We start from the raw sequence: 24,995 nt of genomic DNA, 5'->3' as shown, positions 1-24,995 counted from the left end.
ACCGTTGCCTTTTATTCTCGTTGACGGATAGGGACAGTTAGAAGTCAAAAGCGCGCCGGAGGACGCGCGGATTGCCGAAATTACAGTTTTCCACGGGGTTAATCACAATGGGATTTTGTGGTCAACCTCGGTCTCCACAGAAGTTTTCACAGGTGTGAAAGATCAGTTTATCCACAGCCTATACGATAGGGTGTGGATAAACTCCACTCGGGTGTTTAGTGGTTGTGACCTCGGGAAACTCCGTAAGTCTCAACTATCGATTAAGGTTTATCCACACCCGAGTGCTTTCTGTGGAATATCGATTCTTCATTGATACCCCTTCGATCGCGGCGCTGTCTAGCGGACGATTTTGCCCCTTCGCGTGTCGCTTCCCGGCGTGGGTGTCACGGTGATGGCACAATCCCAGTAAGACTGGCAAATCTATGGCCTTAGCTGGGCGAAACAACATCTTTGTAATTTCGGGTACCCCTGTGTGTCGATTTGTTTCGAGGTGGGTTCGTCACGTAGTCTGTCAGGGTCTATCGCAACTTTATGGTTGCGCGTAAATGCATAACTCGCGCGGGGATCGCGCGCTTTGGTTGCGCTTTACGGAATCTAATCGTCGTGGAGGCGAGGGTTTATGCTCTCCGCCTCCACACCCAAATTTCAAGGAGTTTTACCGTGGCAAAGGGAAAGCGGACGTTCCAGCCGAACAACCGTCGTCGTGCACGCAAGCACGGCTTCCGTACTCGTATGAACACCCGTGCAGGTCGCGCCATCGTGGCCGCACGTCGCAAGAAGGGTCGCGCTAAGCTGACCGCTTAAAACAACAGTGCTCCCTAAACCCCATAAGCTCACCTCGCCGACGCAATTTCGTCGGACCATCAAGGGCGGGCGCCGGGCTGGGTCACGCACCCTCGTGGTGCATGTCTTAGACACTTCTCACCAGCGTGACGAGATCGCGGTCACAGGTCCGCGTTTCGGGCTGGTGGTCTCGAAAGCCGTCGGGAACGCCGTGGTTCGCCACCGCACCTCCCGGCGGCTTCGCCATGTGTGCCTCGGACTGCGAGACGAACTGCCCGGGCACTACGACGTGGTAATCCGCACCCTGCCCGCCAGTGGTAGTGCTACGAGCGCCCAGCTGGACGCCGACCTGCGGAAGGCCTTGGCCCGCGCATGTCGTACCTAAATAGCTCCGGGGAAGAAATCCCGGCTGCTCGTGGCGTAGCGAAGCCGTTGGTTGCTATGGTGCGCTTCTACCAAAAACATTTATCAGGCCTTAAACTGGTTTCGACCTGTCGTTTCGAACCGACCTGCAGCGCTTATGCACTGGAAGCTATTTCGGTGCATGGGGCCGTGCGTGGCACCGGGATGGCACTGGCGCGCTTGGCAAAGTGTGGCCCGTGGCATCCCGGCGGGTTTGATCCAGTAAAGAAGAAAACTTAGGAATTCGTTTCAGTGCTTAATATCATCTACTGGCCTATTTCGGCCGTCCTGTGGTTCTGGCACTGGCTGCTGAGCTTCGTGCTCGACCCAGCGGCCGGTATCACCTGGATCCTGGCGATTGTTCTGCTGACGTGGACCTTGAAGGCGATCATGGTTAAGCCGGCCATCACGCAGATCAGGTCCTCGCGCCGCATGCAGGAGATCCAGCCGAAGATGCAGGAGATCCGCAGCAAATACGCCAACGACAAGACCAAGGCTGCCGAAGAGATGCAGAAGGTCTACAAGGAGTCGGGCGTCAAGCCGGTGGCCGGCTGTCTGCCGATGTTGGCCCAGATCCCGATGTTCATCGGCCTGTTCCACGTTCTGCGCTCCTTCGACCGCACCGTCTCCGTGGCGGGCGGCCTGGGCCACACCGCCGGCGAGCCGATGACGGTGGAGCAAAACCGCCAGACCGCGAACTACATCTTCAGCCCCGAGCTGGTCCAGCAGTTCCTGGACGCGAAAATCTTCGGCGTTCCGCTGGTGGCCAACCTGCGGGTGAACTCCCCGGTCCTCGAGGACGTCACCGTCGGCCAGGCGGCCGTTATCATCGTGCCGCTGATTGCCATCATTGCGACCCTGACCCACTTCAACGCGCGCATGAGCTTGAACCGCCAGGAGAAGCGTCGCCAGTCCGGCAAGGTCAACGCGCCGCAGGGCGATAACGCGGAGATGATGCAGCAGCAGATGGCCGTGATGAACAAGATGATGCTCTGGGTTATGCCGGGCATGCTGGTCTTCTCCGGCTTCATCTGGCCTATTGGTCTGTTGTTCTACATGCTGGCCAACACCGTCTGGACCTTCGTCCAGACCCGCACCATCTACGCCAAGATGGACGCTGAGGAAGAAGCCGAGGAAGAGGCCAAGCGCGAACTCAAGCGCACCACGGCCCCCAAGCCGGGTGCTCGCAAGAAGGACAACCGCAGCAAGAAGCAGCGCCGCCAGGGCTAGCTCTTCGGCTAGTTTCCCAGGAGTACACCACAAGAAAACGGAGAATAGAGTGTCCCAACTGGACCCGTCTGTAGTATTCGGTTCCCGCCTGCCGCTGGCGCAGGCCTACCACGACTCGCTCGCTACGGACGGGTCCACTCGTGGTTTTATCGGCCCCCGCGAGGTCCCACGCCTTTGGGACCGCCACCTGCTCAACTGCGCCGTGGTCGAGGGGCTCATTGCTGCCGATGCCCGCGTCGTCGACGTCGGCTCCGGCGCCGGCCTGCCGGGCATCCCGCTGGCCATCGCGCGCCCGGATCTGCAACTGGATCTGGTCGAGCCCCTCCTCAAGCGCTACAACTACCTTAACGAGGTAGTGGACCTGCTGGGCCTGGACAACGTCACCGTCTGGCGCGGCCGCGCCGAGGAAGGCCCCATTAAGAAGGCAGTGAGCGGCTGCGACGTGGTAACCTCCCGCGCGGTGGCGCCGCTGGGCAAGCTGGCCAAGTGGTCCCTGCCGCTGGTGCGCAAGGGCGGCGAGATGATCGCCTTAAAGGGCGAGTCGGTGCGCGACGAGCTTGATCGGGATGCCGCGGATATTAAGCGGGCCGGTGGCGGTAAAGCCGAGGTCACTACGGTGCGGGGAACCACCGTCATCCGTGTCCCGCGCGTGAACTAGAGTAGTGGGCATGACTACTCCCCGGCTTATCACCATCGCCAACCAAAAAGGCGGTGTCGGCAAGACTACCAGCGCCGTGAACCTCGCCGCCGCACTGGCGGATTCGGGGCACAAGGTGTTGGTGGTCGACTTGGACCCGCAGGGCAACGCCTCTACCGCTGTCGGGGCGGCGCACAACTCTGGTACGGACTCCAGCTACGAGGTGCTGCTGGGCGATTGCCGCGCGGAACAGGCCATGCAGAAATGCCCGGACGTGGACAACCTCTACTGCATCCCCGCCACCATCGACCTGGCCGGGGCGGAGATCGAGATGGTCTCTCTGGTGCGGCGCGAATTCCGCCTGTACGACGCCCTGCACAAGGGCTTTTTGGACGAGCACGAATTCGACTACGTCTTCATCGACTGCCCGCCCTCGCTGGGCCTGCTCACCATCAACGCGATGACGTGTGCGGAAGAAGTCATCATCCCCATTCAGTGCGAGTACTACGCCTTGGAGGGCGTGGGCCAACTGCTGGGTAATATCTCCATGATCCGGGAGCACCTGAACGAGGATCTGCACATCTCGGGCGTGCTGTTGACCATGTTCGACGCCCGCACGAACCTGGCCGAGCAGGTCGCTGACGAGGTCCGCGATCAGTTCGGCGCCGTCGTTCTGGGCAACGTCATCCCGCGTTCCATCCGGGTCTCGGAAGCGCCGGGCTACGGCAAGACCGTCGTGGACTATGATCCGTCCTCGACCGGCGCGCGCGCCTACGTGGCGGCCGCCCGGGAACTCGACGAGCGGGGCGACTACCGCCCCCACCCCACCACGGGCGCCATTGGGGTAAGCCCGGAAATTTTCGCGGAATTGGAGGAAGGCTAAAACCATGGCGGACAAGAAAGCAGGAGCACCCAAGGCGAGCAAGGCACCGAAGGCGCAGCACGGCGGCCTTGGCCGCGGTCTGGCGGCGCTCATCCCGTCCGGGCCGGACGCGCCGACCCGCAAACCGCGCCTGGGGGATTCCGCGGCAGAAGTCATCCTGGGCAACGCCACCTCGCGCACGCCCGCTGACGGCTCCGCTGAGGGCGGTTCCGAGAGCAAGCGCGTGAAGGGCGCTCCCACCATCCAGTCCGGGAACACCGGCAAGAAGAAGCAGCCGAAGCCGGCCGCTATCGGGGCCACCTACCGCGAGGTGCCCGTGGGCGACATCCTGCCCAACCCGAAGCAGCCGCGTACGGTCTTCGATGAGGACGAGCTCAAGGAGCTGGTCCACTCGATCAAGGAATTCGGTCTCCTGCAGCCCATCGTGGTGCGGCCGTCGGAAGAGGGCGGTTTCGAGCTCATCATGGGTGAGCGCCGCTGGCGCGCCTCCGCCAAGGCGGGCCTGGCCACGGTCCCGGCCATCGTGCGGGACACTACCGACGACAGCATGCTGCGCGACGCCCTGCTGGAAAACATCCACCGCGTGCAGCTCAACCCGCTGGAAGAGGCCAACGCCTACCAGCAGCTGCTGGAGGAATTCGGGGTCACGCAGAACGAGCTAGCCGACCGCCTGGGCCGCTCCCGCCCGCAGGTGACCAACATGCTGCGCCTTCTGCGCCTGCCGGTGGCTGTGCAAAAGCGGGTGGCAGCCGGGGTGCTCAGCTCCGGCCACGCCCGCGCCCTGCTGGGTCTGGATTCGGCCGAGGCGATGGAAGAAATCGCCAACCGCATCGTGGCCGAGGGTCTGTCCGTGCGCGCCACTGAGGAGGCCGTGACGCTCTACAAGCGCCAGGGTAAGGCCGATCAGCCGGCTAAGCGCCAGGCGCCGGTGCAGCCGCAGTACTTCACCGACTCGGCCGAGCGGCTGTCCGATCGTTTCGACACGAAGGTCACGGTGACCATGGGCAAGCGCAAGGGCAAGATGGTCGTGGAATTCGGCGACCAGGAAGACTTCGAGCGCATCATGTCCCTCATCGAGGGCGAGAAGAACTAGCCGCGGCTTCCCGGGCACAACAAAAGCCAGCGTCGAGACTCTCGACGCTGGCTTTAGTGTTTACCGTGGCTTTTTAAGTCCTAGGACTGCTCGGCCTCGAGCAGCTCGGCGAACTTGTAAGTGCCGGTGGCCAGATTGTCCTCGTCCATGAGGTAGAGGCGCTTGACGGCCACGACGATGGCCTCGGCGATGTCGTCGCGCTTGGCGGGATCGGTGAGGATCTCCGTGTCGTGCGGGTTGGTCAAGTAGCCCAGCACCACCTGCACGACGGGCATCTGGGTAAAGCGCAGCAGCTCCCAGGTGCGGCCGTGGTTGCGGCAGTTGGTCAGGTTCGTGCGCGCCACGATTTCGCGCTGGATGAAACCGGAAAGGGTCTCCCCGATGAGCGAGGAGTTGCCGGACTCAGAGCCGAAGTAGAACGTTGCCACGCCGTTGGCCTTCTCATTGGCGTAGGAGTCACAAGCCAGAGAGATGACCAAGTCCGCGTCGAAGGCGTTGGCCATCTCGGAGCGTTCCTTGATCGACGGATCGTGCATCCGCGGGCGGGAGAGGATGGTCTCCATCCCGGCGGCAATCATGCGGCCCTCGACGCGCTGGGCGAGATCCCAGATAAGCTCCTCCTCGGTGATGTCGCCGTAGCGTCCGGTCACGGTCCGGCCCTTGCGGGAGCCGCCGAGGCCCGGATCGATCACCACGCGCTTGCCGCTCAGCTTCGGGCCCGCGTTGCGCACGCGCTCGCGCTCCTGGATGTTGTGCGCCGAGCCGCCGGTGATCCGGCGGCCCAGCAGGCTCAGTGCCCGGAGGGTGACCGGTCCGCACACGCCGTCGGCCTGTAGGCCGCTGTTGAGCTGGTAATCAGCCAGCGCGTCGTGGGTGTACTGGCCGAAGTGCCCGTCCACGCGGTTGTGGTAAAAGCCAAGCTCTTCCAGCTGGGATTGGAGCTGCGAGACGTCGTCTCCGACCAGCTCACTGCTCTGCTGGAACTGCAGGACACGGGTGCCGAGGGAATAGGACGCCAGGCGCATCTCCCGCAGCGTCATGTCATCAATGCGACCGGAGGGGATGATCCCTCGCGACTGCTGGAAAGCCTTGATCGCTTCCGCCAACTCAGCATCAAAGTACTTGTCTTGCTCCGAGTAGCTCTGCTTCTTCCAGGCGCTTACCTCGCCGGAGTACTGAGTCAGCTGGCCGAGACGAGCCAGGTTCGCGCGTGCCTCAGCGACGCGCACGCTGGTGTCGCCCACACTTAAAACGCGATTCACATTCATTCCTTCATCCTTCAAGCATCCCTGAACCACGGTTAAAGGTGGTTGTTGATCTTGGACAGAATGTCTTCCTTGCTGCGCAGACCAGCAAATTCCTCGACCTTCTCGCCGTTGTTAAAGATCAGCACCGACGGCAGGGACATGATCTGGAACATGGCCGCCAGGTTGCGCTGCTCCTCGACGTTGACCTTCACGACGCCGACCTTGTCGCCCAGTTCTTCTGCGATCTCGTCCAACAGCGGGGAGAGCTTCTTGCAGGGACCGCACCAGTCCGCCCAGAAATCGACGACGACCGGCTTACCGGCCTCGATAACCTCGGAACGGAAGTTATCAGTGGTCACTTCTTTGACATTGCTCATAATAATTTAACGATTCTCCGCGAGGAAATGTTCCGCATCGATCGCCGCGCGGCAACCGGAGCCGGCGGCGGTGATGGCTTGCCGGTAGTGGTCATCGACCAAGTCGCCGCAGGCGAAGACGCCCGGCAGGTTGGTCTGGGTGCCTGGGTGGGTCACGGTGACGTAGCCGGCTTCGTTGAGGTCGACCTGGCCCTCGAGGAAGGCCGAGCGCGGGTCGTGGCCGATGGCCACGAACATGGCGGTGACGTCGAGGTTCTTGGTCTCCCCCGTCACCGCGTCGCGCAGCTCGAGGCCGCTGACCTTGCCGTCTTCTTCGAGAACGCGCTCGACGGTCTGGTTGAGCTCCCACTTAATCTGCGGGTTCTGCTGCGCGCGCTCCAGCATGATCTTGGAGGCGCGGAAGTTCTCGGAACGGTGCACGATGGTCACGGTCTCCGCGAACTTGGTCAGGAAGGTCGCCTCCTCCATGGCGGAGTCGCCGCCGCCGATGACCGCGATGTTGTGGCCCTTGAAGAAGAAACCGTCGCAGGTCGCGCAGGTGGACACGCCGCGGCCGGTCAGCTCCTGCTCACCGGGCACGCTCAAGTGGCGCGGGGCGGCGCCGGTCGCCAGGATGACGGTGCGGGCCTCGAAGATCTCGTCGCCGACGTGCAGCTTCTTAATCTCGCCGTCGAGCTCCACGGAGTCGACGACCTCCATGCGCAGGTCAGCGCCGAAGCGGGTGGCCTGAGCGCGCATTTCCTCCATGAGGTCCGGGCCCATGATGCCCTTCTGGAAGCCGGGGTAGTTTTCTACCTCGGTGGTGTTCATCAGCTCGCCGCCGTATTCGAAACCTTCGAAGACGATGGGGTTTAACTCCGCGCGGGCCGCATACAGCGCCGCGGTGTAGCCGGCCGGGCCGGATCCAACGATGGCGACATTGTGAACGGTCATGTGTGTGTAACTCCCCTTGATTCAAATCGAGTCGCTTAACGCCCCAGATTCTACTCGGTCTAGGGAAAACTCCCGCATCGACAGCACGGGCCTGCGGGAAGTTGATACACAACCTTAACCATTCGTCGGTTTCTCACGACGAAAAAGAGATGGCTTCCTTGAGCACACCTTTGGCCCGGGCGCGTCGGGACTTGATGGTCCCAGGCGCTACGCCCTGGTGGCGAGCGACCTCGGCCACGTCGAAGCCGGCGACGTCGATCAGCCACAGCGCCACCCGCTGATCCGGGCGCAGCAGGCGCAGGGCGGCGCTGAGCGTCAACCGGAGGTCCACGTCCCGGTCGTCGGTGCAGGCCAGCAAGTGGTTGTAGTCCCCCTCCACTACCCCAGCGTCCAGTGAATAATTCTCCCGGTTGGAGCGGTGATTGAGGAAGTCGTAGCCGGAGTTCATCACCAGCCGGTGCAGCCAGGTACCCAGGCGGGCCTCCCGCCGGTAGGTGTGCAGCTTCCGGCTGGCGCGCAGCAGCGCCTCCTGCACGATGTCTTGGGCGTCCGTGTCGTTGTGCGTGTACCGCCGCGCCACGGTGGTCAGGCGCGAGCGGTGGCGCTCCACGATGGCGGAAAAGGCCTTGCCGTCTCCCCCGATATACGCGTCGACGAGCTCCTGATCGGTCTTGTCGCGCCCCGTGGTGGCAGTGCTGTTTGCGCTGCTTGTCTTGTCTGCGTGTTTTTCGTGGTCAGTTTTATGGCTGGATAGAGTCTCCCCCGAGCCCATCGCTTGAAACACCCCCGAGCTTTAAAAAGTGATGGTGACTCCTATTCCACCTTATTTTTGGGATCTGCGCCACTCGGGGAGACGAAGTTTTCTCAGGGAGGTGCTCCTAGCGCTGGGCCGGCGAGGCCTGCACCGCCTGCCGGCGGCGCAGCTCGTCCTGGCATTCGGTCAGCACGCGGGCCAGCGCGCGCGGGGGCTGGCTGCTCTCGAGGAAGGCCGTGGTGGCCGCGTCACTGCCCGGCAGGTACGGGTAGAGGCCGCGGACGAGCCGGTTGGCGATCTCGATGGGGTGGGCTTCCCAGAGGTGCGAGAGCTTATCGAAATAGGCCTGGGCGAAGGGCTCGCGCAGGGCCTTCGAGCGCGGGGCGTTGAAGGCGGCCAACAGGGAGTCGACCTGGGCGTTGGAGAACTTCTCCGGGGTGGTCACCAGGTCGAAGACTTCGCGCTTGGTGGCGGCGTCCGGGGTGGAATGGCGCGCGCCGAGGGCGGCTGCGGCGCCGGTCAGCGTGGCATCGTTAGCCTGCTCCGCCGCCAGATCCTCGGCGCTGAAGGCGCCGCGGGCGCGCAGGGCCTTGACCAGGGACCAGCGCACATCCGGATCGAGGCGCAGTCCGGCAAGCTGTCCGTTCAACAGCTCCTTCAGGCGCGCGATGGGGGCGTCGCCGGGCGCGGCGGCCAGGGCGGCAATCGTGCTGCGGGTCAGGATGAGCTGCTCGTCGGAGCCGGGCGCGGCCCGGTGGACGAGGTCCCAGAGCCGGTCCGCGAAGTCGGTGCGGGCCGGGTCCTGCTCGGCCTCCGGCAGAAAGCAGTTGATCGCGTAGTGCGCGTTGTTCAGCGCGGTGGCCAGCAGGGTCGCGTTGGTCTCCGCGGCGGCATGCCGGGTGACCGTCTCCACGTAATGGCTGACTGGCCAGGCGCCGTCGCGGGTCATGTTCCACATCCCGGTCCAGATCACCGCCCGGGTCAGATCGCTGTCGATCTCGGACAGGCGGGTGCGGATGGTCTTCAGGGAGCGGGCGTCGAAGCCCACCTTGGCGTAGGCGTGGTCTGAGTCGTTGACCACCACCAGCGCGGGCAGGTCCAGCCCGGCGGCCGCGGGGATCTCTGTGACTCCAGCGCCCGCGGCGATATCGACGTCGAAGGTGGCCTGCTTGCGCAAGTGCTCGTCCAGCAGCGTCACGTCCAGGCGGTGCGGGCGGGTGGATTCCGGGTCCGCGCTTAAAACGTAGAGGTGCTCGATAGCCGCGGTGCCGGTGACCTTGGGGCGCAGGCTGTCGATGCCGGTGGTGCGCAGCCAGTGCCGCGCCCACTCCGGCAGGTCGCGGTCGGTGTGCCCGGCCAGGGCGTTCAGGAAGTCGTCGAAGGTGGCGGCGGCGAAGGCGTGGGCGGCGAAGTAGTCCCGCGCGCCGGCGTAGAAGGCCTCGCGGCCGACGTAGTGGACCAGCTGCTTCAAGACCGCGGCGCCCTTGGCGTAGGTGATGCCGTCGAAGTTCTGGCGGGCGGCGTCCGCGTCCGGGATCTCCGCCTTGATGGGGTGCGTGGTGCGCAGCTGGTCCTGCTGGCAGGCCCAGTTCTTGCGGCTGCCGGCGAAATTCGCCCAGGCCTCCGTGTAGGCCGTGGCCTCCACCGAGGAATCCGCGCCCATGAACTCGGCGAAGGACTCCTTCAGCCACAGATCGTCCCACCAGCGCGGGGTCACCAGGTCGCCGAACCACATGTGCGACATCTCGTGGAGGATGGTGTTCGCGCGCCCGGCGTGCTGGGCGCGAGTGGCCTGCGAGCGGAAGAGGTACTTCTCCGTGAAGGTGACCAGGCCCGGGTTTTCCATGGCGCCCAGGTTGTATTCCGGCACGAAGATGGAGTCGTACTTGCCCCACGGGTACGGGTATCCGTAGTGCGCGTGGAAGAACCCCAGGCCCTGCTGGGTCAGCTCGAGGATCTCGGCGTCGAGGTAGTCCGCCATGGAGGCGCGGGCGAAGGCGCGCAGCTGGATCGGCTGGGCGCCTTCGCGCTCCGGGGTCCAGCTATCTTCGACCACGCGGTAGGGCCCGGCCGCGAAGGCGGTCAGGTACGTCGACAGCGGCGGCGTCGGCGCGAAGGTGCAGGTCACGCAGTCCTCGCCGCAGTCGGTGCGGCTGACCTCTGGCTGGTTGGACAGGATCTGCCAGGCCTCCGGGGCCGTGATGTGGACGGTGAAGGCGGCCTTCAGGTCCGGCTGGTCGAAGCACGGGAAGATGCGGCGGGCGTCCGAAGGCTCCAGGTGGGAGTAGATATAGACGGCATCGTCCGCCGTGTCGACCATGCGGTGCAGGCCCTGCCCCGTTCGGGAATAGCGGCTCTGGCCATGGACCTCGAGGCGCACGGCCTGGCCGACCGGTACGTCGTCGACGGTCAACCAGCCGTCGGCGAAGGCAAACGGGCACGGCTGGCCGTCGAGGGTGACGCTATCGACGCTGGCGCCCAGGTAGTCCAGGAAGACGTGCGGGTCAGCGGTGGAAAACTCCACGACGACGTGCACGCCGAAGGTCGCCTGGGTGGCCGCGGCACTCAGATCCAGGTGCAGATCGTAGGAGTGTACCCGCAGGTTCTCGCTGCGGTGGCGCGCCGCCTCCTGGGTGAGGGTGGCGGGTTCGGGCACGGAGGCAGTCTGGGAAGTCATAGCCACCACAGTAGCGCCTGAAAGCGCCGGAAACCCCGGAATCGGCGTCGCAAAGTCTGCGAGCCGACCCCGGGGTCTGGGTCTTGCTGGAAGGAGGCGAGCGCCTTACTGCTTGATAGCGGAGGCCTCCATCTCCAGCTTGATTTCCTCGGAGACCAGCACGCCGCCGGTGACGGAGCCGTTGCCGGACTCGTCCATCTTGAACTCGGTGAACTTGCCACGGACCTTGGTCACCATGGCGTGGCGGGCGACGAAGCCGATGGTGGTGTGGGCCGGGTCCAGAATGAAGTTAACGGCTAAACTAACCGCTAGCTGCGGGAATCCGCCGGGGCCGCAGCGGAAGATAGCCTACTGCGGCACTCCGGCGACACGGATATCGGCCAGGGTGGCCTTCTTGTTCTTCGGAAGTTCGCTGACCCAGACGAGCAGGCCGTCGTAGAACTCCGGCTTCTCCTTCAGATTCAGCGAGGTGCGCGAGCCCTGCAGGGGTTCGCTGGCCAGCTGCGGCAGCTCCTCCGGTTGCGGGTTCGTGGGATCGAAGGTCTCCGAATCCACCGCGTAGATTTCCACCGTTGCCTGGGAGCTACCCGACTGATCGATGATGACGTCGCGCAGCTGCACCGGATCCTCAAGGCTTAAGACCACACCGGTCTCCGCCTTGTCGGTGGACCAGCGCGTGGACTTGTCGCCGTCGATGAGTTCTTTGGCGTCCTTGTTCGCCGGCACGGTGTCGGCCGATTTGGCGTCGAGGAGCAGCGGCGGGCCCGAAAGCAGGGTCGGCTCGGCCTGCTTGACGGCCTCGGTGTTGATGGGCGCGTTCTCGGTGTTGTTGCCCAAGATCGACATTACCCAGGTGGTCAGGGCCGCCATGAGCACCACGAAGATAGTGGCCAGCACGCCGATGAGCAGTACGCCGGAGCCGGAGTAGCCGCGCCCGCCGAAGCCGGCGGTCGGTTCCGGGGCCTCCTCCGGGGTATCGTCCGGCAGCTGGCTGACCGGCAGGGCCTCGTCGCCTTCCGGATCGTCCGGGGCGAAGTCGTAGAGGCGGCGGGCGATGCCGGCCAGGGTCTTGCCCTGCGCGGTGGCCAGCGCCTCCTGCTTGTCTTCCTTGTCGTCCGCGTCCGCGGCGTCGAGTTCGCGGTAGGCTTGCTCCACCTCGCCGGCGACCTCCTCTCCGGAGAGCCCGGCATCGGCGGTGATATCGCGCAGCACCTTCGGCGTGGGCGAGGTCGACTCGACCAGCATGTCGAGCGCGGAACTCAGGCTCTCGCGGTCGGTGGACTCCGCGGCGTCGCTCAGCACCGCCGGGAAGGCCAGCACGGCCACGCCGTCGGTGGAGATCCGGATGCGGTCGCGGTGATCCAGGCCCATGAGTACGCCGGCCTCGTGGGCGGTGGCGGCGTCCTCGACCATGTAGCCCATCGCGTGGGCGACCGCGTGCGGGTCCAGCCCGTCGGAGGCGGCGACCGTCTTCAGCTCGGTGCCGGCGACCCAGTCGGCCACCACCAGGCAGCCGGAGCGGTAGGACAACACCTCGATATTCGGCGCCACCGAGGTCAGGCCGAGCTCGCCCAGCTTGCGGGTGTTGCGGGCCACCGCGGCGGAGCGGCGCGCGGCCTGGCCCGGGTTCGCCGGCGCGAACGGCGCCTGGTTGGTGGTGTCCACGAAGGTCAGCGCCACCGTCCGGCCGGTGGACTGCTCGCGCGCCTGCCAGAAGCGGGCCCCGGCCACGGAGCCGTGGTCCTTGAGCAGGCGGAAGCGGCCGTCGGAGACCGGCGCGCCCGGGACCAGCCGGGGGCCGCGGACAATGCCGGCCGACATGGGCGGCGGGACCGGCGAGGAGTTGAAGGAGTCCTGCGTGAACACGGATTGGATCTCCTGTAGCTCCGGCTCCTCGACCTCGATGGCCTGGGAGTTGTCGACCTTGATGAAGCGTGCCATGCCTGGGATGCGGTGCAAGGCCCGGCCCAGGTTCTGGACCTCGGGCAGGCCGGAGCGGGACAGCACCAGGCCGGTGATGATGACGAAGAGCAGCCCGAAGACGATAACGCGCAGCAGGTAGAAGATGGACGGCATGGGATCCGGCAGCACCAGGCCCACCAGCCAGTTCGCGGCCATCGTGAGGGCGACTCCCGCCACGCCGGAAATCGTGGCCCACACGATCGTGCGGCTGAGCTCCTTGCCGCCCAGGGAGCCCAGCTTGCGCTTGAGCAGGAACGCGCCGATGACCGCGCCGGAGATGAAGCCGAAGCCGTTGGCGGTACCCAGCAGGATGACCACGTGCTCCGGGGTGCTGGCCACCAGCGGCGCCAGCAGGGTCAGCACCACCTTCGTGAAGGTAATGCCGGCGATGATAAACGTCGGGGTCCAGGCTTCCTCGCGGGCGTAGAAGACGCGCAGGTGCAGCAGCACCAGAGCATAAGGGATCAGTGTGAAGGCGGAGAAACTAATGGTCAGGCCGAGCTGCTCGGCGCTGTCGGCGCCGTAGGAACCGTACTGGAAAAGAGCGCGCGCGATCGGCGTGCCGAAGGCCGTCATGAAGATGACGATCGGGATGAGCGCGATGAAGGTCAGCTTGGAGCTCAGCGTCAGGTCCCGGACCACGCCGTCGACGTCGCCGTCGGCCGCGTCGCGCGACAGCCTGGGCATGATGGCGGTCAGCAGCGTGACGCCGATGATGCCGTAGGGCACCTGCAGCAGCAGCCAGGCGTTCTGGTAGACCAGCGGCGCGCCGGCATCGGCGTGCGCGGCCACCCGGGAGGTGACCACGTAGCCGGCCTGGGAGATGGCCACGTAGGCGATGATGGCCACCGCCATGCTGCCGAATTGCTTGATGCGGTCGTCTAGGCCCCACATCGGCCGCATGTTGATGCCGGCCTTTTTCAGGTACGGCAGCAGGATCAGCGCCTGCACCACCACACCCGTGGTGGTGCCCAAGCCCAGCAGGATGACGTGCGGGTCGGTCACCGGGCTGGGCGCGTCCGGGTGCAGGCTGCCCGGCAGGAGGCGGTACATCAACAGCACCGAGATAGAGATGATGTTGTTGACCACCGGCGCCCACGCGCCCGGGCCGAAGATATTCTTCGTGTTCAGGACCGCCTGGGACAGCGCGAAGAGCCCATAGAAGAAGATCTGCGGCAGCAGGAAGTAGGCAAAGGAGATCGCCTGGATCGAGTTCGCCTTGGAATCTTCGGGCAGCATCAACTCCGTCAGCAGCGGAGCAAACAGCACCGAGAGCAGCGTGACCACGCCGAGCAGGCTAAAGGCCAGTGTGAACAGCCGGCGGATGAAGACCTCGCCGCGGTCGGAATCCTCCTTCTCCGCGCGCACCAGCACCGGAACCACCAGCGAGGTCAGCACCGCGCCCAGGACGATCTCGGTGACGAGGTTCGGGATCTGGTTGGCGGAGCTGAACGCCGTGCCGACGGCGGCGCCCAGGGTGGCGCCGATGAGCATCTGGCGGAGGAAGCCGGTGATACGCGACAGCAGCGTGGCGATGGCCATCGTGCCGGTCGCGCGCACGACGTCGCGGTCGCTGGTGGATTGCTCGGCGTTCTTGCCGCGCAGATCCGACTTGTCCTCCACCGGCTCCGCGGCCGGCACGTTCACCGGCTCGCGGCGGGTGGGCACGGGAGCCGGCGGCGACGCCGAAACGATCCGCTCGCGGAGACCGGCGGGTTTCGGTCCTTCGTGCCTGGATTCTGATTCAGCCTCGCGGCCCTGCTGGTTGGTCATAGAAAAACTTAAGCTCTTTTACGTCTCTGATTTCTTCTTGCGCCCGACCTTAAAAAGAAGGGCCAAACCTACTGCGAGTGCAGCGGCGATGCCGATGCCATAGACACTGAGGATACCGGCTCGGGTCTGCACGGCGATACTTATCGGCTGCGAGATCATGTCGGATTCCGGGGTGGCCAGCCACAGCTCCATACGGATGCGGTCGGTCTGCTCGGGCAGATCAGCGGTCATGTTCACCGTAATAGAGCCGGTGGCGGGGATCCGAACCCGCTCCGGCGTGTTCAGGCGGGCGTTATCCGGGCCCTGGTACTCCAGCGTGGCCTCCACCGGCAGTGGCAGGCCGTTTTCCGCCACGATGAGCAGCGGCGAGGACTCCGAGACGCGCGTGTAGACGTTGCCAGGCGGTAGCAGCGTGACCGAGGAGCGCAGCTCCTGCAGGGTGTTGGAGTTGGCATCCAGGCGCCGGATGGAGGCTTCTTCCGACTCCTGGGTGGTCGGCAGGCTGGTTCGCCGGGTGGCCGAAAGCGCCGTGAGCAGGTCGTGGCGCAGCGGCTGGGTAAAGCCGTAGCGCGTCAGCGCGATATGCGGATCGTTGACCATGATCTTGGTCAGCTCGTCGGCGTACTTCGCCTGCTGCTTGATGCGCCCGGTCTGGGTGGCATCGAAAGCAGCCGGGTCTACGTAGGGGCTGCCGGCCGGCAGGCCCTGCTCCGCCGCCTCGCTGGTTTCCAGCGGCAACGCAGCAACCGGCTTTGGTTGGGCGGTGTGATCCCCCAGCACGGCCTCGCCCGCGGCGAGCACCTGGTCGGCGGTGGCCGGCTCCAGGGTGGCGGGCAGCACGGCCAGGGTGTCGTCTTCCTGGGCGCCCAGCCGGAGGGCGGCGGCAGCGCTCAAGTCCCGCGCGAGGACGGAGTCCACCCGGTAGTCGTAGCGCAGCTCCGGGTTGGAATAGGCCGTGGTCTGCGGCCGCGTGCCGGTCTGGGCCAGCAGGCTACCCAGGGAGGCGTCGAAGGAAAGCGCCTGGCCTTCCCAGATGCTGTTGTCAGCCACGACGGCGGGCCGGCCGAGGTCCTCGGTGACGTAGCCCTTGCTGCCCACCAGGGCGTTGCTGGCCAGCGGGTGGCCGGCCAAGCGCTCGATGATCTCGGCGCCGTGCGCGAAGGCCTCGTGGTCGAGCCAGGCGTTGTCCACGCTGCGCACGGCCAAAGGATCCGCGTCTGCCCAAGGCATGGCCATGACGCAGTCGAGCTGCTTGATCTTGGCCAGCCACTGGCTGGCGGCCCTACTGCCCTGCCCGGACTCGCCGCGGTAGTCCGCGTCATCGTTAAACCACGAATCACGCAGGCGCTTGGTCTGGTGCGCCACCGAGGGCCGGGAATCATGGACGGTGTAGCCGTCTTCCATACGCTCGACCACGCTGAGCAGCGCCGGGTCCAGCGCCGCGCAGGCCGCGCCCTGTAGGTCGTGGGACAGGTAGCTATCCACCAGGCGATCCAGCCGTCCCCCGGGCGACAGGGACTGCGCCAAGTGATCGGAGTCCAGAATCAGCGATTGCCCGCCGGTATCCCCAGGCACGATGTCCACCGTGTCAGTAATCGGATAAATAACGGACAGGTCGTGGGGCTCGAAGTCGTCTGCGTCTTCGGCCGCGGGGTCTTCGGCCACGTCGCTTGGCGACTCCTCCCCCGGCTTCGGCGCGAGATCCAGCAGGGTGCGGTCCTCCGACAGGCTGACCGGTTCCCCGTCGCGGGTGCCGGTCAGGGTGTAGAGCAACGGGTAGATACCGGCTTCGGTCATGGCCAAAGAGCCTTCGCCCTCCAGCCCGGTGGGGATCGTCAGGCTGACCTCCCGGGTCTCCCCGGGGCCCAGGGTCCCGGGGTTGGCGCTGGCGCCGAAATACGGAAAGGAGCCTTGGGCTAGCTGCGTGCGGGCCTCGGCGGTGGTGGCCACCGCATCCCCGCGTCGGGTGGTGACCTGCAGGTCCTCCACGGCCTGATCGGTCGGGTTGTGGATCCGGAAGCGCACGGTCAGCGCGTCGCCCACCTGGACCGGGCTGGCCTCGATGAGCTCGAGGTCGAGCTGGTCCGGCTGGCGCGCCTGGCCCCAGGCGGCGGATTCAGCGTCCTGCGCGGTCGCGTCGGGGGTGGCCGCCGGGCCGCCGATGCTGATTCCGAGCGCCACGGCCAGGCAGGCGGTCGTACCGACGGTCAGGCGGCGGAGTCGGCGTCCCATCACCGCGGCGTGGCCTTCCCGGCAGCTGCCTCCTGACGGGCCATGTCCGGCAGGATGTCGTGGGCAATGCGGGCCAGCTTGCGCTCGTCCGCGTAGGCCAAATGCTCGATGAGTTCGGAGACGGGGATCCATGCCACCTCGGTGACCTCTGGGTCCTCGTCGTTGAGGATGCCGTCGGCGAAGCGCAGCAGGTGGTGGTGCACCGTCTTGTGGATGCGCACCCCGTCGGAGACGAACCAATAATCAATAGTGCCTAGATCGGCGAAGACCTCGCCGCGCACGCCGGTTTCCTCCCAAACTTCGCGCTCGGCGGTGGTGTGCCGCGGCTCCCCGGGCTCCACGTGGCCCTTCGGCATGGACCACAGCAGGCGGCCGCGGCGGTCGAGCCGGCCGATCAGCGCCACGTAGATGCGGGTGAGATCCACCTCGCCGCCGTCGTGGACGGCCTCGGCGAGGCCGGAGACCACCAGCCCGCCGGCCGAGGTCTCGTCCCGGGTGGTCATGTGGCTGGCCGCCGCCTGGCGCCGGGAGTTGTTGCCGCCGCGTCCGCCGCGGGACTTGGCATGGGTGCGGGTATTATTGCCGCCCTTGCGGGCGTTGTTCGCGCGCCCGCCGCGGCGCGACTTGGCCCCGCCGCGCCGGCGCGAACGACCGCGACCTCCGCGACGCGAGGAGCCGGAACCGCTCCCGCCTGCCGTGGCAGCCGCAGGCTCGCCGCCGGGCGCGGCGTTGGTGTTGCTGGCCTTCGGGCTGGCCTCGTTGTGGTTAGTCATCCTGGTTAATCGTAGTAGACTAACGTGCGTGAATTTTCAGGACACTCAGCTAATTGGCGTTATGGCGCGGGCAGAATCCGAGATTGCCCAACTCAGTGACCTGTTGAGCGGGCTCGTGGAGCGCTTCGCTAAGCGCGGCTTTCCGCTCTACCTGGTAGGTGGTTCCGTCCGGGACGCCCTCCTGGGGCGCCTGGGCAATGACCTCGACTTCACCACCCCGGCCCGCCCTGACGTCGTCCAGGAGATTTTGGAAGACTACGCCGAGAAGGTCTGGGACACCGGCATCGCCTTCGGCACCGTCTCCGCGGTCTACCGCGGACAGCAGATCGAAATCACCACCTTCCGCGCGGACTCCTACGACGGCGACTCGCGCAACCCGGAAGTCGTCTACGGTGACACCCTGGCCGGGGACCTGGTCCGCCGCGATTTCAAGATCAACGCCATGGCGGTCGAGCTCAAGGCCGACGGCGGCCGCGAATTCCACGATCCGCTGGGCGGCCTGGAGGATCTCGTCGCCGGAATCATCGACACCCCGGACGCGCCGGAGATCTCCTTCCACGACGATCCGCTGCGCATGCTGCGCGCCGCCCGCTTTGCCTCCCAGCTGGAATTCCACGTCGCCGACCGGGTCTTCGGCGCCATGCAGGACATGGCCGGCGAGATCCGGCGCATCACCGTCGAGCGCATCCGCGTCGAGTTGGACAAGCTGGTCGGTGGCACTGCGCCGTGGGTGGGCATCGACCTGCTTGTCGATACCGGGATCGCCGAGATCGTCATCCCCGAGATCCCCGCCATGCGCATGGCCCCAGACGAGCACGCCCAGCACAAGGACGTCTACGCCCATTCCCTGCAGGTCATGCGGCAGGCGATGGATCAGGAGGAGGACGGACCCGACCTGGTCCTGCGCTGGGCGGCGCTGCTGCACGACTGCGGCAAGCCGGATACCCGGGACACCACCGGCGGCAAGGTGACCTTCCACCACCACGAGGTGGTCGGCGCGAAGCTGGTGCGTAAGCGTCTGCGCGCGCTGAAATTCCCGAAGGCCATGACCCAGGACATCGCGCAGCTGGTCTACCTGCACATGCGCTTCCACGGCTTCGGCGAGGGGCAGTGGACGGATTCCGCCGTGCGCCGCTACGTCACCGACGCCGGCGCGCTGCTGCCGCGCCTGCACAAGCTGGTGCGTGCGGACTGCACCACGCGCAACGAGCGCAAGGCACGCCGCCTGCAGCGCACCTACGATCACCTGGAGGAACGCATCCAGGAGATCCAGGAAAAGGAAGACCTGGCCCGCGTGCGCCCGGACCTAGACGGCAACGAGATCATGGAGATCCTGGGGCTGAAGCCGGGGCCCGAGGTGGGCCGCGCCTGGTCGTTTTTGAAGGAACTGCGCCTCGAGCAGGGCCCGCTGCCCCGCGAGGAAGCAATTGCAAAGCTACGTGCTTGGTGGGAGTCTGGTAGTTAATGTACGCGGACCGACTATTTAATGCCCTCGAACGCAACGACCCGGGGCCCGGCCAACTGCTGGTAGCCGCCCCGGGCATGTTCTCTGCCGAGTTTGCCCGCTCGGTCATCCTGCTCATCCAGCACGACGACTACCTGACCTTCGGCGTGAACCTGACGACCCGCAGTGAGCTGGCGGTCTTCAACGTGCTGCCGGAGTACCTACCGGTGGTCGCCAAGCCGCAGGCCCTCTACATCGGCGGCCCGCTCAACCAGCAGTCCGTGGTGGGCTTGGGCATGACCAAGCAGGGCGTACGCTTCGAGGATCACCCGCAGCTCAGCCGCCTGGCCCCGCGGCTGGCGCACGTGGATATGCGCGCCGACCCGGAGTTTCTGGCGCAGACTCTGGACGGGATGCGGCTGTTTGCCGGCTACGCCGAGTGGGCCCCAGGCCAGCTGCAGCAGGAGATCGACCGCGGCGACTGGTTCGTCGCCCCGGCGCTGGCCCAGGACGTGTTGACTCCCGGCCCGGCTGATCTGTGGGCGGACGTCATGAAGCGCCAGCCGATGCCGCTGCCGCTGTATTCCACCTTCCCCGCCGACTTGGACGATAACTAGAATATTTCTCCGCCTTTTTGGGTGCCGGCGGGCCCGCCGCCGCTACGATAGGCGCATGCACGCTGATGTTCGTCAGGGATTGAAGGACACCTGGGCCGTAGCCTTGGGCCTGGTTCCCCTGGGCCTGGCCTTCGGTGTCCTGATCGTCCAAACCGGCTTCGACTGGTGGTGGGCGCCTATCTTTTCCATCGCCATTTACGCCGGCTCCATGGAGTTTTTGGCCATCAGCATGGTCACCTCCGGGGTAGGTCCCGTCTCCGCGGCGCTGACCGGATTCATGGTCAACTTCCGCCACATCTTCTACGGGTTAAGCTTCCCCCGGCACCGCGTCTCTTCGGTGGGCGGGAAGGTCTACTCCACCTACGCGCTGACGGACGAGACCTACGCGATCGTCTCGGCACTGCCCCACGACTCCGCCCTGACCGGGCGGCGCATTCTCACCATCCAGCTCTTCGCCCAGTTCCTCTGGGTCGGCGGCGGCGTGGTGGGCGCGCTGGCAGGCCAGGCTATCCCGGACAACGTGCAGGGGATGGAATTCGCGCTGGTGGCCCTCTTTGTGGTGCTGGCGCTGGACTCCTTCCGCAACAACCCGGACTTTTCCCTGCCAGCGGTCGCCGCCTTGCTAGGCGTCCTGGCCGTGGTGATAACCCCCAACCAGGTGCTCATGGTGGCCTTGATCGCCTATTTCCTTTTCCTGCTGGCGCGCGTGTATTCCCCGCGCTTTGACGAACTCATCGAGTGGCGCCGCGGGCCGGGAGGTGAACGCTAATGCCAGCTGGCGTGAGCCTAACTGCGATCCTGGCCGTGCTCATTCCCGTCTGCGTCGTCACGGTCCTGCTGCGGCAGATTCCCTTTAGCTTCGTTCGGGCGCTGCGCGGCAGCGATCTGGTCGGAGTGCTGGGCCGGACGATGCCGGTCGGCGTGATGGTGGTCTTGGTTGTCTACACCATCGTCGGGCAATCTGCGGCCCCGGGCGGCATTCTGGCCGCCCTGCTGAGCGCGGCCGTCACTGCCGGCCTGCACCTGTGGCGGCGCGAGTCCGGGCTGTCCATCCTGGGCGGCACCGCTGTCTACATGGTGCTGGTGAACTTCGTCTTTTAGAGTCCCGGATAGCGCAGCTGCGCCTCGACCCAGAGGGACTCGAAGTCCGCCGCGGCGAGGTACTCAGTGTCGATGTCCGGGTAGGACGCGTAGGTGTCCGGGTGCGGCACGATGCTGTTGGGCTTGTCGATGCTACCGACGCGCTTGGCCCCGCTGACCGCGCCGGCGATCTGCCCGTCCGGGGTCTGTGCGATCAGCCGGTGGATGCGGCAGCTGCGGGCGTCGAGCTGCTGCATCTCCGCCACGTGGATGGCCGTGCCGGCGCCGGGGATGCTCAGCGTGGTCTTGACGTAGAGCAGCGCCTTCTCGGGGCCGTAGTTCTCTGCGGAAGTCATGGCATCCAAGTTTAGTGCCTAGCCTTCCCGGTGTTTAACGCGCCTCGGCCGCGGGGTCTTGCCGGGCGTAGCGGGCGGCCAGCCACGAGCAGACCATCAGCTGGACCTGGTGGTAGATCATCAGCGGTAGGATGAGCAGCCCCAGCTGCCCGCCGCCGGTGGCGAAGATGACCGAGGCCATCGGCAGGCCGGTGGCCAGCGACTTCTTCGATCCGCAGAACTCGATGGCGATGACGTCGGGGCGCGCGAAACCCAGCCGCGCGCTCACCCAGCGGGTCAGCCACAACACGGCGCTGACTAGCACGACCGCGAAGATGATGAGGAAAAGCAGCTGGCCCACCCCGATATCGGACCAGATCCCACCGACCACGCCGGAGGAAAAGGCGGAGTAGACCACCATCGCGATGGAGCCGCGGTCGACCACCTTGGTGGCCTTGTGGGCCGCGAAGTTCTTCACCCAGCGGCGAGTCAGCTGCCCCAGGACGAAGGGCAGGAGCAGCAGGAGGGAAATCTCCAGAAAGACCGAGGAGTCGATGTGGATGCCGTGCCCGGCGCCCATGCACAGCATCACCAGCAGCGGGGTGAGGATGACTCCGGCGAGGTTGGATAGCGAGGCGGAGACGATGGACCCCGCCACGTTGCCGCGCGCGATGGAGGTGAAGGCAACCGAGGACTGCACAGTGGATGGGACCAGCGTCAGGTAGAGGATGCCCAGGTAGAGCTCGTCGCCCACGGCGAAGGACAGGGGCCGCAGCGCCATGCCGATGAGCGGGTACAGCACGAAGGTGGCCGCCAGGATGGTCAAGTGGAGCCGCCAGTGCTGCAGGCCGGCGAGCGCCTCCCGGGTGGATAGCCGGGCGCCGTAGAGGAAGAAGAGCAGCGCGATCGCGATGTTGGTGAGTACCGCGAAGACCTCGGCAAACTGTCCCCGGGCGGGCAAGACGATCGCGATCATCACCGCCGTGATGATCAGGACGATGAGCGGGTCTAGTCGGCGCAGTGCGTTGAGCATGTACCGCAGTTTACGCCCCGCCTCCCCCTCGGCGGCGGGGTTTCACGTGAAACCTTAGACGGTCTTTACGGTGGTGCCGTCGTCTTCCACGGAGATCTCTTCTAGCGGATCGCGGCCGGGCCCGGAGACGACCGAGCCGTCGGTGATGTCGTACTCGGTGTAGTGGGAGGTGCAGATGACGTGGGAGCCCTCCACCTCGGTGATGGGGTTGCCCTGGTGGGGGCAGGTTTGCGAGTAGGCCTTGAAGAGCCCCTCCTCCGGCTGGGCGAAAATCACGTTGTCGACGATGACGGCGGAGCCGACCGGGATCTCGGTGGCGGCGATCTCCGCCGAGGCCTGCTTGCCGCAGGCGGCGAGGTAGGCGCCAGCGAAGGTGGTGGCCGTCCCGATCAGGAACATGCGACGCGAACACTTCATAGTCATGCCCCCTACTCTATCCCTCGGCCGGCGGGGAGACTATTTACGGCAGGCTATCCTTGCGTCGGCTCGGGCCCCACGCGGGCAACGCGAGAGACAAAATCACCCACCACAATCATTACGTCACAGTGACAATAGTGGTGGGTGCTGCGGGTCGAGCGCGCGGCGGGCTATTTGGCCGGGGATCGGCTACTGATCCGCGCGGTTGGCTGCCTGGCGGACGGCGTCGAGATCGATCTGCGCGGGCGCGGCTTCCGCCGGGCTGTCGCTACCGCAGCCGCCGGAGCCGCAGTTGCAGCTGTCGCCGCACCCCTCGTCGGCGTTGTTGGCCTGATCCCACAGGAACGCCGAACGCGCGCCCAGGTTGGCGCCCACCGACAGGGTAATGACGGCGATGATGGCGGTCGCCACCGGGATGAGCCACATCCAGCCGGTCGCGGTCAGGGCGACGATCCCGCCGAAGGCGAGCGCCACTCCCCCGAGGAACCAGACGGGGCCGGCGACGGCGTGCGCGGCATCCCAGGCCTCGCGGGACTTGCGGACCTCCTCGACGCGCAGGCCCACCACCGAGTTGCCCGGTAGTTTGCGGGCGGTGGCGAGGGCTCCGACCACGATCAAGACCGCGGCGAGGATGAGGATGACAATACCGAGAACGACCATGCCTCATATCCTAACCCGCTAGGCTGGGCGAGCAGCAATTGTCGGCGGGTACAGTTAGCTATCCCCCCTTCCGGCAGGGCATACCCGTTGGGTAAACTTTAATTCAGGTCGGTCTATAGAAAATATTTGGTGATTGGCCCGCTGTCTTTGAAAGTCTCATCCTGCGCACCGACGAACCGCCGGTGCGAAGGATATAAAAATAGTTAGTGACATCATGAATTTGAAAACACTGAGCCAGAACCTGTTGTTTCGGATCGCCGTAGCCATCGTGCTGGGCATCGGCTTAAGCTTTGTCGCGCCGGAATGGCTGGGCCGGGTCTTTGCCACCTTCAACGGGCTTTTCGGCAATTTCCTTAACTTCTTCATCCCCGTCCTGATCTTCGCGCTTATCGCCCCCGCCATCGCCGCGCTCGGCCGCGGTGCCGCCAAGTGGCTCGGGGTCACCGCCGGCATTGCTTGGGGCTCGACCATCATCGCGGGCCTTCTGGCCTACGGCGTTTCCCTGCTGGTCTACCCGTGGATGCTGGCCGGCCAGACCATCAACACGAACGTCTCTGATATCGATGCGGGCGCGCTGGAGCCCTACTTCGAGGTAGAGATGCCCGCGCCCATCGAGGTCATGACCGCCCTCCTGCTGTCGTTCTGCATCGGCGTGGCCATGACCCAAGTCAAGTCCGACAACCTGTACAACGTCACCAAAGAGCTTGAGAACGTAGTGGTCAAGGTCATCTGGGGCTTTGTCATCCCGCTGCTGCCGTTCTATATCTTCGGCATGTTCCTGGATCTGGGCATGAATGGCAACCTCGTCGACGTGCTCGTCGCCTTCGGCAAGGTCCTGCTGCTGTCCGTCGCCATGACGCTGGTCTACCTGGTTATCCAGTACCTGATCGCCGGCGCGATCACCGGCAAGAACCCGTTCAAGGCGCTGAAGAATATGCTGCCGGCCTACGCCACCGCGCTCGGTACCTCCTCCTCCGCCGCCACCATCCCGGTGACGCTGGAAAACGCGCTGAAGAACAATATCTCCAAGCCGGTCGCCAGCTTCGTGGTCCCGCTGGGCGCGACCATCCACATCGCAGGCTCGATGATCAAGCTGATGCTTTACGCCTTCGCCATCATCTACCTGACGGGCATGGACGTCAGCTTCGGCGCGGCCATGGGCTTCATGGTCCTGCTGTCGATCACCATGATTGCCGCCCCGGGCGTGCCGGGCGGTGCGGTCATGGTTGCCGTCGGCCTGCTGAGCCAGAACATGGGCTTCGACGACAACCTCGTCGCCCTGATGATCGCCGCCTACATCGCCGTCGACTCCGTGGGCACCGCGGCCAACGTCACGGGCGACGGTGCCATCGCGATGATCGTGGACAAGTTCGCCCGCGGCAAGATCAACGCGGAGGGCGAGCCCGCTAACGCCGAGGCCGCCCGCCCGGTCGCCCAGGAGGAGCGCCCGTAGCCCGCGTGCCTCAGCCCAAAACTCTGACGGCGAGTCCGGCAGCACCGCGCTGGTCTACCTCAAGTCCGCGGAACCGCTGGACCTGCCCGCCCTTAAGGAGGCGACGTCCCAGTGGGGTGAGGCGCTCATCCCCAGTGAGGATGGCACCGCCGCGGAAGAACTCAGCCGCGACTTCCCGGATCAGTCGGCCACCCCACCGG

The 24,995-nt window shown here is 65.6% G+C and carries 24 protein-coding genes and 1 pseudogene; 12 read left to right on the top strand and 13 right to left on the bottom strand.

Going from position 1 to position 24,995, the window contains the following annotated elements; translation table 11 throughout:
• The first annotated feature begins 660 nt into the window (after window positions 1–660).
• From rpmH to CCONF_RS11425, 7 genes are read left to right on the top strand one after another with little or no spacing between them, the layout of a single operon-like run.
• Window positions 661–804, top strand: coding sequence for a 50S ribosomal protein L34 (gene rpmH, locus CCONF_RS11455; protein ID WP_035106118.1), 144 nt, complete (start codon window positions 661–663; stop codon window positions 802–804).
• A gap of 7 nt (window positions 805–811) precedes the next feature.
• On the top strand, window positions 812–1,168 hold the full coding sequence (rnpA, locus tag CCONF_RS11450; RefSeq protein WP_290223880.1) for a ribonuclease P protein component: 357 nt from the start codon (window positions 812–814) through the stop codon (window positions 1,166–1,168).
• Window positions 1,156–1,425, top strand: a complete 270-nt coding sequence (gene yidD, locus CCONF_RS11445; protein ID WP_210400060.1) for a membrane protein insertion efficiency factor YidD — start codon at window positions 1,156–1,158, stop codon at window positions 1,423–1,425. Before rnpA ends, yidD begins: the two co-directional genes overlap by 13 nt.
• Before the next feature lie 12 nt (window positions 1,426–1,437).
• Window positions 1,438–2,415, top strand: coding sequence for a membrane protein insertase YidC (yidC, locus tag CCONF_RS11440; protein WP_290223874.1), 978 nt, complete (start codon window positions 1,438–1,440; stop codon window positions 2,413–2,415).
• Between the two features lie 49 nt (window positions 2,416–2,464).
• Window positions 2,465–3,073 carry a 16S rRNA (guanine(527)-N(7))-methyltransferase RsmG gene (gene rsmG / locus CCONF_RS11435; RefSeq protein WP_290223872.1) on the top strand — a complete coding sequence of 203 codons (609 nt, stop codon included), beginning with the start codon at window positions 2,465–2,467 and terminating at the stop codon, window positions 3,071–3,073.
• 10 nt (window positions 3,074–3,083) lie between these two features.
• The gene (locus tag CCONF_RS11430) at window positions 3,084–3,935 is read left to right on the top strand and encodes a ParA family protein (protein ID WP_290223870.1); all 852 of its coding nucleotides are present in this window, start codon (window positions 3,084–3,086) and stop codon (window positions 3,933–3,935) included.
• 4 nt (window positions 3,936–3,939) lie between these two features.
• Complete coding sequence (locus tag CCONF_RS11425; RefSeq protein ID WP_290223866.1) at window positions 3,940–5,028, top strand: ParB/RepB/Spo0J family partition protein; 1,089 nt, start codon at window positions 3,940–3,942, stop codon at window positions 5,026–5,028.
• 80 nt (window positions 5,029–5,108) lie between these two features.
• On the opposite strand, the gene CCONF_RS11420 is transcribed toward CCONF_RS11425, so the two are convergent.
• The 9 genes and pseudogenes from CCONF_RS11420 to CCONF_RS11380 all read right to left on the bottom strand — a co-directional run bounded on the left by CCONF_RS11420 (window position 5,109) and on the right by CCONF_RS11380 (window position 17,756).
• Window positions 5,109–6,290, bottom strand: coding sequence for an N-acetylmuramoyl-L-alanine amidase (locus CCONF_RS11420; protein ID WP_290226407.1), 1,182 nt, complete (start codon window positions 6,288–6,290; stop codon window positions 5,109–5,111).
• A gap of 38 nt (window positions 6,291–6,328) precedes the next feature.
• Window positions 6,329–6,652: a thioredoxin gene (gene trxA, locus CCONF_RS11415; protein ID WP_290223864.1), complete on the bottom strand. Its 324-nt coding sequence runs from the start codon at window positions 6,650–6,652 to the stop codon at window positions 6,329–6,331.
• A gap of 6 nt (window positions 6,653–6,658) precedes the next feature.
• Window positions 6,659–7,585: a thioredoxin-disulfide reductase gene (gene trxB, locus CCONF_RS11410; RefSeq protein WP_290223862.1), complete on the bottom strand. Its 927-nt coding sequence runs from the start codon at window positions 7,583–7,585 to the stop codon at window positions 6,659–6,661.
• A gap of 133 nt (window positions 7,586–7,718) precedes the next feature.
• On the bottom strand, window positions 7,719–8,369 hold the full coding sequence (locus CCONF_RS11405) for an RNA polymerase sigma factor (RefSeq protein WP_290223860.1): 651 nt from the start codon (window positions 8,367–8,369) through the stop codon (window positions 7,719–7,721).
• Between the two features lie 94 nt (window positions 8,370–8,463).
• Window positions 8,464–11,016: an aminopeptidase N gene (gene pepN, locus CCONF_RS11400; protein ID WP_290223858.1), complete on the bottom strand. Its 2,553-nt coding sequence runs from the start codon at window positions 11,014–11,016 to the stop codon at window positions 8,464–8,466.
• Between the two features lie 198 nt (window positions 11,017–11,214).
• Window positions 11,215–11,301, bottom strand: a pseudogene (locus CCONF_RS11570) (YceI family protein); the annotation flags it as partial.
• 63 nt (window positions 11,302–11,364) lie between these two features.
• The gene (murJ, locus tag CCONF_RS11390) at window positions 11,365–14,751 is read right to left on the bottom strand and encodes a murein biosynthesis integral membrane protein MurJ (RefSeq protein WP_290223856.1); all 3,387 of its coding nucleotides are present in this window, start codon (window positions 14,749–14,751) and stop codon (window positions 11,365–11,367) included.
• 18 nt (window positions 14,752–14,769) lie between these two features.
• Entirely contained in the window at window positions 14,770–16,983 is a 2,214-nt protein-coding gene (locus tag CCONF_RS11385) for a hypothetical protein (RefSeq protein ID WP_290223854.1), read from the bottom strand.
• Window positions 16,983–17,756, bottom strand: coding sequence for an NUDIX hydrolase (locus CCONF_RS11380; protein ID WP_290223851.1), 774 nt, complete (start codon window positions 17,754–17,756; stop codon window positions 16,983–16,985). The genes CCONF_RS11385 and CCONF_RS11380 overlap by 1 nt, the downstream gene beginning before the upstream one ends.
• 28 nt (window positions 17,757–17,784) lie before the next feature.
• On the opposite strand from CCONF_RS11380, the gene CCONF_RS11375 reads away from it, so the two are divergent.
• The 4 genes from CCONF_RS11375 to CCONF_RS11360 are packed head-to-tail and all read left to right on the top strand — an operon-like array spanning window position 17,785 to window position 20,918.
• The gene (locus CCONF_RS11375) at window positions 17,785–19,221 is read left to right on the top strand and encodes a CCA tRNA nucleotidyltransferase (RefSeq protein ID WP_290223849.1); all 1,437 of its coding nucleotides are present in this window, start codon (window positions 17,785–17,787) and stop codon (window positions 19,219–19,221) included.
• A complete protein-coding gene (locus tag CCONF_RS11370) occupies window positions 19,221–19,817 on the top strand; it encodes a YqgE/AlgH family protein (protein WP_290223846.1) in 597 nt (198 codons plus the stop codon). The genes CCONF_RS11375 and CCONF_RS11370 overlap by 1 nt, the downstream gene beginning before the upstream one ends.
• A 55-nt stretch (window positions 19,818–19,872) precedes the next feature.
• Entirely contained in the window at window positions 19,873–20,586 is a 714-nt protein-coding gene (locus CCONF_RS11365; RefSeq protein ID WP_290223845.1) for an AzlC family ABC transporter permease, read from the top strand.
• On the top strand, window positions 20,586–20,918 hold the full coding sequence (locus tag CCONF_RS11360; RefSeq protein WP_290223843.1) for a branched-chain amino acid transporter permease: 333 nt from the start codon (window positions 20,586–20,588) through the stop codon (window positions 20,916–20,918). The genes CCONF_RS11365 and CCONF_RS11360 overlap by 1 nt, the downstream gene beginning before the upstream one ends.
• Here CCONF_RS11360 and CCONF_RS11355 read toward each other — a convergent pair.
• From CCONF_RS11355 to CCONF_RS11340, 4 genes are all read right to left on the bottom strand, one after another.
• Window positions 20,915–21,253 (bottom strand): hypothetical protein, encoded by a 339-nt coding sequence (locus tag CCONF_RS11355; protein WP_290223841.1) that lies wholly within the window; start codon window positions 21,251–21,253, stop codon window positions 20,915–20,917. The genes CCONF_RS11360 and CCONF_RS11355 overlap by 4 nt on opposite strands.
• A gap of 34 nt (window positions 21,254–21,287) precedes the next feature.
• On the bottom strand, window positions 21,288–22,265 hold the full coding sequence (locus CCONF_RS11350; protein ID WP_290223840.1) for a bile acid:sodium symporter family protein: 978 nt from the start codon (window positions 22,263–22,265) through the stop codon (window positions 21,288–21,290).
• A gap of 54 nt (window positions 22,266–22,319) precedes the next feature.
• Complete coding sequence (locus CCONF_RS11345; RefSeq protein ID WP_435384108.1) at window positions 22,320–22,664, bottom strand: Rieske (2Fe-2S) protein; 345 nt, start codon at window positions 22,662–22,664, stop codon at window positions 22,320–22,322.
• A gap of 207 nt (window positions 22,665–22,871) precedes the next feature.
• A complete protein-coding gene (locus CCONF_RS11340; RefSeq protein WP_290223834.1) occupies window positions 22,872–23,342 on the bottom strand; it encodes an SdpI family protein in 471 nt (156 codons plus the stop codon).
• 214 nt (window positions 23,343–23,556) lie between these two features.
• On the opposite strand from CCONF_RS11340, the gene CCONF_RS11335 reads away from it, so the two are divergent.
• Window positions 23,557–24,795: a dicarboxylate/amino acid:cation symporter gene (locus tag CCONF_RS11335; protein ID WP_290223832.1), complete on the top strand. Its 1,239-nt coding sequence runs from the start codon at window positions 23,557–23,559 to the stop codon at window positions 24,793–24,795.
• Window positions 24,796–24,995 lie beyond the last annotated feature (200 nt).

Origin of the sequence: Corynebacterium confusum, from assembly GCF_030408715.1 — a bacterium.
Taxonomy (GTDB): domain Bacteria; phylum Actinomycetota; class Actinomycetes; order Mycobacteriales; family Mycobacteriaceae; genus Corynebacterium; species Corynebacterium confusum.
The sequence above is the reverse complement of the archived record's forward strand: the minus strand, read 5'-3'. Positions and strand labels throughout refer to the sequence as shown.